The sequence below is a fragment of the Pseudanabaena sp. CCNP1317 genome (assembly GCF_034931345.1).
Taxonomy (GTDB): Bacteria; Cyanobacteriota; Cyanobacteriia; order Pseudanabaenales; family Pseudanabaenaceae; genus Pseudanabaena; species Pseudanabaena galeata.
The window spans coordinates 60,481-66,859 of the sequence record NZ_JAYGIF010000099.1 but is presented as its reverse complement, the minus strand read 5'-3'; the positions used below and the strand labels follow the sequence as shown (position 1 = coordinate 66,859).

Below are 6,379 nucleotides of genomic sequence, written 5' to 3'. Positions count from 1 at the left end.
AGAGACGACTCTATCTACATTACGGGCTTGGTGTCCCTAGGGGTTGAACGAGTTTATCTCTGCTTTTGCTTTTTCGGATTTGAGTAAAGATTTTATCCTTTACTTTTCTTCCTAGATACAAGGGGTTGAGCATTTGCGCCACTATTTTTATACTCTCCACCAAAATCTCAATTTGCAAATGCTCAACCCTTTGTGCTTTCATCGATAATTTGTCCCTGCGTTGCGAGGTTTGGGCAAAGCATTGCCAAATCAAAATTATCTAAAAATTTATAGATTTTCGTGGCAATGCTTTGCCCCTACAGAACGATTGTCTGATGCGCGAATAATTCATGACACTAATGTTATTCTCCTAAGTCCTCCTGAATTTTTGCTAGGAGTTCTTCGCAGTCTTTGACTAAAGGAATGCCAAGTTCTTGGGAGAGGGTGAGGGCGGCTTGGCAATGGGTGAGGGCGAGTTGGGGTTGATTGGTTTGATGGGCGATCGCTGCAAGAGCTTTGAAACTATGGGCGATTAAAAGTTTAAAGTTAATCTCTTGGGAAATAACTAAGGATTCTTGAATTTTGGTTTCTGCTTCGCTGTAGTTTTCAAGTGTGAGAAATACCTCCCCTGTATTGTGTAAAGAATCTGCCACTCCTAACTGATCGCCGATTTCTTCACTGATGTCGTGATATTGCTGTTGATAGGTGATCGCTTTTTCATACTGCCCCAAGGAATTATAACAATTGCCTAAATTCCCTAGAGAAATTGCCACTCCTTGCCGATAGCCGATTTCTTCACTGCTGTCGTGATGTTGCTGGTGGTAGGTGATCGCTTTTTCATACTGCCCCAAGGAATTATAACAATTGCCTAAATTTCCTAGAGAAATTGCTACCCCTTGCCGAAAGCCTATTTCTTCACTGATGTCGTGATATTGCTGATAGTGGGTGATCGCTTTTTCATACTGCCCCAAGGAATAATAACAATTGCCTAAACCACATAGAGAAATTGCCACCACTTGCCGATTGCTGATTTCTTCACAGATGTCGTGACATTGGCGGTAGAGGGCGATCGCTTTTTTATACTGCCCCAAAGAACAATAACAACTGCCTAAATTCCCTAGAGAATTTGCCACTCCTTGCCGATTGCCGATTTCTACTTCGATTTCGAGAGACTGCTGTTGATAGGCGATCGCTTTTTCATACTGCCCCAAGTGTTTATAACAAAGTCCCAAACGGTTTAACGATTTGCGATGACAATCCTGTTCGCGTTGACTCCCTGCGATCACCTGCTCATATAACTGCGCTTGCTGACGATAAAACCCTTGAAAATCTAGAAATAGATCAATCGATTCATTTTTCCCTTCTCCCCCTCGCTCCTCATTCAAAATATCATAAGCTAACTGCCATTCTCCCAATTCCCCTGCATGGTAAAACCCCTCCAAATACGCCGTCAAATCCTCCAACGATTCCCAAGGTGGCGCAGGTAAATGTGCCAAAAAATAATCCAACGCAGCCTGATGCGCCGATCGCAACAACTTAGAATCCGATTGCTGTTGCACCACCATAGAAATTAAAGGCAAAAACTGAAACCGTCGCGGGTTTCTCTTGAGCGGTTCGGGGGGAAACTCCTGCAACAACGACAAACGGGCTAAATACCTTAACTCTGCGTCCGTTACCTCGGCAGTTAACCCCTGAGCTAACCCTAGATCAAAAATCCCTCGCAATACCGATAACCGCTTTAAAATATCCCCTAACCTTGCCGATAATCGCGCCAAACTCGCCGCTACCACCTCTCTGACACAGGTTTCCGTATCACGGTGATAACCCTCCACCGTAAACAAATCTAAGCCAAAATTTTCCGTCTCTGTCACACAAACTCCTTTCCCCAACTTGTCCCGCATCAAACTCGATACCAGTTGCATCAAGAGAGGATGCCGATCCATTCGGTTCACAAAATGGGCTAATTCCTCCTGCGTTCCCGTTAATTTATAGTCTTCCGTCACCAAACGCATCGCATCGGCTTCCGCTAACCCCTTTAGAGCTAACCAATAACAACGCGGCAGCAAATTGGGGCTAAACATTGGCTGTTCCCGACTAGTGAGCAATAACTTACTGTTAACCCCATTCCCTAACCATTGGCTCAAAAATTGACCATAAACCGACTTCCCTTCTGCTGGTATCACCGTTTCCATATTGTCCAACACCAACAAACAAGGCTCAGCGATTAACCCTTCGACTATCTGCCCAATTAACGTCTCCTCGTCCCATTTTTCATCATAAGCTCGTCCCAACTGCTCCAATAACCATCGCCCAAACTGCGCCAAGGGATAAGGCTGGATAAAACTCACCCACAACACCCGCCAATCAGGGGTTAGCTGCTCCTTGAACTTCACCGCTAAAGCCGATTTACCATAGCCTCCTGCGGCGGTCATCCCGATTAAGCGGACTTTCTCATTGCTTAGGGCGGTTTGGAGTTCCTTGATTTCATCCTGTCGTCCCTGCCATTCATCCACAGGCGGGGGTGTCGTATTTAGGGTTGCGGCAATCGCAACAGTTTGAGAAGTTGGACGAGACTTAGCGGGATGCCATTCATTGGGATCAACAATCTCCGTGACCTCTAAACCCAAAGCTGCACAAATCGCTAGGACGTAATCTCGATCAATCCCTTCACCATTAAAAAATCGTCTTACGGTTCTGGGATCGACTGAAGCTTGAGAGTTCTGAGAAATGCGATCGGCAATGCCTTCATAGGTCAAACGAGTTCCATCCTCTTTGCCAGCCGCCTTAACTTCACGAAGTTTTTGCAGTCCCGCAACCGTTGCGGCAATTCCTCTAGTTCGCTGTGTTGACATGGCTCAACCAAGTTTTGCTGACAGTGTGGATTTAGAAACCATTTAAGAATTGTCTAGATCCCCCCCAGCCCCCCTTAAAAAGGGGGGAGAATTATCTTCTTCCCCCTTTTTAAGGGGGATTGAGGGGGATCTCTTAGAGTTTTTGACTGTAGAAAGTAATTCTTAAATGATTTCTTAGTTTAACTCACTTCAAAGAGGACAGAAAAGGCAGTTAAGAAAATTTGGTTATCTGTCTTAACTCGTCTGGAGGTTTAAGGTCATTTTTTCGATGATGGCATGGTCAACTTTACTGAGAACTTCCCCATGACTCTCTTACAACGATTTCTTAAGCTTGTAATCATTGCCAACCTCTTGTTATTCCCGCAAACACCGAGACGAGCTTTCTTAAAACGATTTGTTAAGTTCGTAATCATTGCCAACACATTACTGAATCTTTTCTCCTCCATCGGTTTAAAATTCGATTTAGTTCCCTCTTTTAAAGAAGTTCCTCTCGTACCACCTAGTCAAATTTGCCCCAAGCAACCCTAACCAGACCGATCCCCGACTTTTTCTAGACAAGCAAAGACAATTTGCAAATTTACAAAAAGTCGGTGATCTTAACCTTTTGTTTTGTACAAGTACTTATTCATTTGAAAGCCGCTATAGTTGAAGAGATAGAAAAGAGACTTTCTTGTTTTGTCCTTGGTGGTTAATCCACCTTGACATCTAAGCTTAGGATAATGGCATGGAAAAAGTTTTAGTGAATCAAATATGTGTAGGTGATCCTGCCCATGACATTTGGAAAGGACAGCGCCATCCCCTTGATTGTATTTTTCATCCTCGCTCTGTTGCAGTCATTGGCGCAAGTGAAAGAGAGGGAAGTGTCGGCAGAACATTGTTATGGAACTTAATTCGTAGTCCTTTTGGTGGGACTGTTTTCCCCGTTAATCCTCAACGTCATAGTGTATTGGGCATTAAGTCCTATCCTGATATCGCTAGCGTCCCTGAAGTCGTGGATTTAGTCGTAATTGCCACACCTGCGGCAACAGTGCCACAGGTGATTCGGGAATGTGTAGCAGTGGGGGTGAAGGGTGCAATTATTGTTTCAGCAGGGTTTAAAGAAATTGGTGAAGCAGGAGAAGCTTTAGAACAACAAGTTCTCGCCGAAGCAAGACGCGGTGGGATGCGAATTATTGGCCCAAATTGTTTAGGGCTGATGAATCCTCTCGCAGGGCTAAATGCTACTTTTGCAGGGACGATCGCCCGTGCAGGTAATGTCGCTTTTATTAGTCAAAGTGGAGCGCTCTGTACTTCGATTTTAGACTGGAGCCTTGGCGAAAATGTGGGATTTAGTGCCTTCGTATCCATTGGCTCGATGTTGGATGTTGGTTGGGGGGATTTGATTGAATATCTGGGCGATGATCCCCATACCCACAGCATTGTTTTGTATATGGAATCAATTGGTGATGCCCATGCTTTTCTCTCCGCAGCTCGTGAAGTTGCTATGGACAAACCGATTATTGTGCTGAAAGTCGGTCATACAGAAGCGGCGGCAAAAGCGGCGGCTTCGCATACAGGCGCATTGACAGGCAGTGACGAAGTGCTGAATGCAGCATTCCGACGTTGTGGAGTATTGCGGGTGCATACGATTTCTGACCTATTTGATATGGCGGAAATTCTCTCTAAACAACCGAGACCCAAAGGAAATCGTCTCTCGATTGTCACGAATGCGGGAGGCCCTGGGGCGATCGCCACCGATGCCCTGATCAGTGGCGGCGGCGAATTGTCAGAACTAGCTCCCGAAACAGTACAGCAACTTAATCAATTTTTACCGCCTCAATGGAGCCATCACAATCCCGTTGATATTTTGGGGGATGCCAGTAGCGATCGCTATGCCAAGACCTTAGAAGTTGTGGCGAAAGATCCCAATAGCGATGGATTACTAGTCATCTTGACTCCCCAAGCAATGACTAATCCTACACAGACGGCGGAAAAGCTCAAGGCATACAGTCAACTAGGTAAGCCCGTCATCACCAGTTGGATGGGTGGTGCAGAAATTGCCGCAGCAACCCAAATCCTCAATCAGGCAAATATTCCCACCTATTCCTACCCTGATACGGCTGTTAGATTGTTTAACTATATGTGGCAGTATACCTACAATCTGCGAGGGATCTATGAAACACCTTCCTTGCCTGTAGATTCGGAGCAACATGCGCCCGATCGCCTGCTTGTCGAAAAAATCTTAGCGCCAGCCATCAGCAGCGATCGCAGTCTATTAACTGAATATGAGTCCAAGAATTTACTTGCCGCCTATGGTATTCCCACCGTACCGACTGAAATTGCCACCAGTGATCTCGAAGCTGTCGAAATTGCCGATCGCTTTGGTTATCCCGTCGTCCTCAAACTTCATTCGGAAACTATTACTCACAAAACTGATGTGGGTGGCGTGCGTTTAAATCTCTCTGATGCCGCAGCCGTTACTCGTGCTTTTATAGCGATCGCTTCTAAAGTGCGTGCTATTGATCCCCAAGCTTTCTTGGGGGTCACTGTGCAGCCCATGGTAAAGATGGAAGGCTACGAACTGATTTTAGGAAGTAGTCTCGATCCGCAGTTTGGGGCAGTGATGCTTTTCGGGATGGGTGGACAATTAGTAGAAATCTTTCAAGATCGTGCTTTAGGATTACCGCCCTTAAATACCACCCTTGCGCGGCGGATGATGGAACAAACGCGCATCTATCAAGCTTTGCAGGGAGTCAGAGGACGAAAGGCGATCGATCTTGCCAAACTTGAACAGTTATTGGTTAACTTTAGCCAGTTGATCGTTGAGCAGCCTCAAATTCGGGAAATTGATATTAATCCTCTGACGGTCTCGCCTGAGGGGATGATTGCTCTAGATGCGCGAGTGGTTCTTCATACAAACGCCGATATTGACAAGCGACCCGTTCCAGCGATTCGCCCCTATCCCACTAAGTATGTGCAGCTATGGGAATCAAGGAAAGGAGATCCCCTTAAAATTCGCCCAATCCGTCCTGAAGATGAACCGCTCATGGTGCAGTTTCATCAAAGTCTTTCAGAAGAGAGCGTCTATTTGCGTTATGCCCACATGGTCAAACTCAAGCAACGCATTGCCCATGAGCGACTCACTCGGATTTGCTTCATAGATTACGATCGCGAAATCGTTTTAGCTGCTGATTACAAAAATCCCCAAACATTAGAGCATGAGATTTTGGGAGTAGCAAGGCTCAGTAAGTTACATGGCACAAACGAAGCAGAATTTGCGCTCATCGTTAGCGATCGCTACCAGCATCAAGGGCTAGGTTCTGAGTTATTACGCCAACTGCTGGAGGTTGGTAAGGAGGAAAAACTGGATGCGATCGTTGGTTACATCCTCAATAGCAATGACAAAATGCAAAGCCTCTGTCGCAAACTAGGCTTTCAATTACATCAAGACGCAGAGGAAGGGATGTTGAAAGCTGTTTTTGTAAGTTCCTAAAGTTATCCGTTAGTAGTTCGTATAGCAAAGCAAAGTGTGCTTAGGATAAAAAAGTAATGGCGGCGCGAAGCGCCGC

At 45.6% G+C, this 6,379-nt stretch carries 2 protein-coding genes; one reads left to right on the top strand and one right to left on the bottom strand.

Annotation, left to right across the window (positions count from 1 at the left end):
• Positions 1–341: 341 nt before the first annotated feature.
• Complete coding sequence (locus tag VB775_RS17645) at positions 342–2,831, bottom strand: tetratricopeptide repeat protein (RefSeq protein WP_281005974.1); 2,490 nt, start codon at positions 2,829–2,831, stop codon at positions 342–344.
• A gap of 724 nt (positions 2,832–3,555) precedes the next feature.
• Here VB775_RS17645 and VB775_RS17640 point away from each other — a divergent pair.
• The gene (locus tag VB775_RS17640; RefSeq protein ID WP_281005975.1) at positions 3,556–6,303 is read left to right on the top strand and encodes a bifunctional acetate--CoA ligase family protein/GNAT family N-acetyltransferase; all 2,748 of its coding nucleotides are present in this window, start codon (positions 3,556–3,558) and stop codon (positions 6,301–6,303) included.
• Positions 6,304–6,379 lie beyond the last annotated feature (76 nt).

What these genes read in the sequence shown, in the direction of transcription:
- VB775_RS17645 (WP_281005974.1), bottom strand. Translation starts at nt 2,831, where the DNA reads ATGTCAACACAGCGAACTAGAGGAATTGCCGCAACGGTTGCGGGACTG.
- VB775_RS17640 (WP_281005975.1), top strand. Translation starts at nt 3,556, where the DNA reads ATGGAAAAAGTTTTAGTGAATCAAATATGTGTAGGTGATCCTGCCCAT.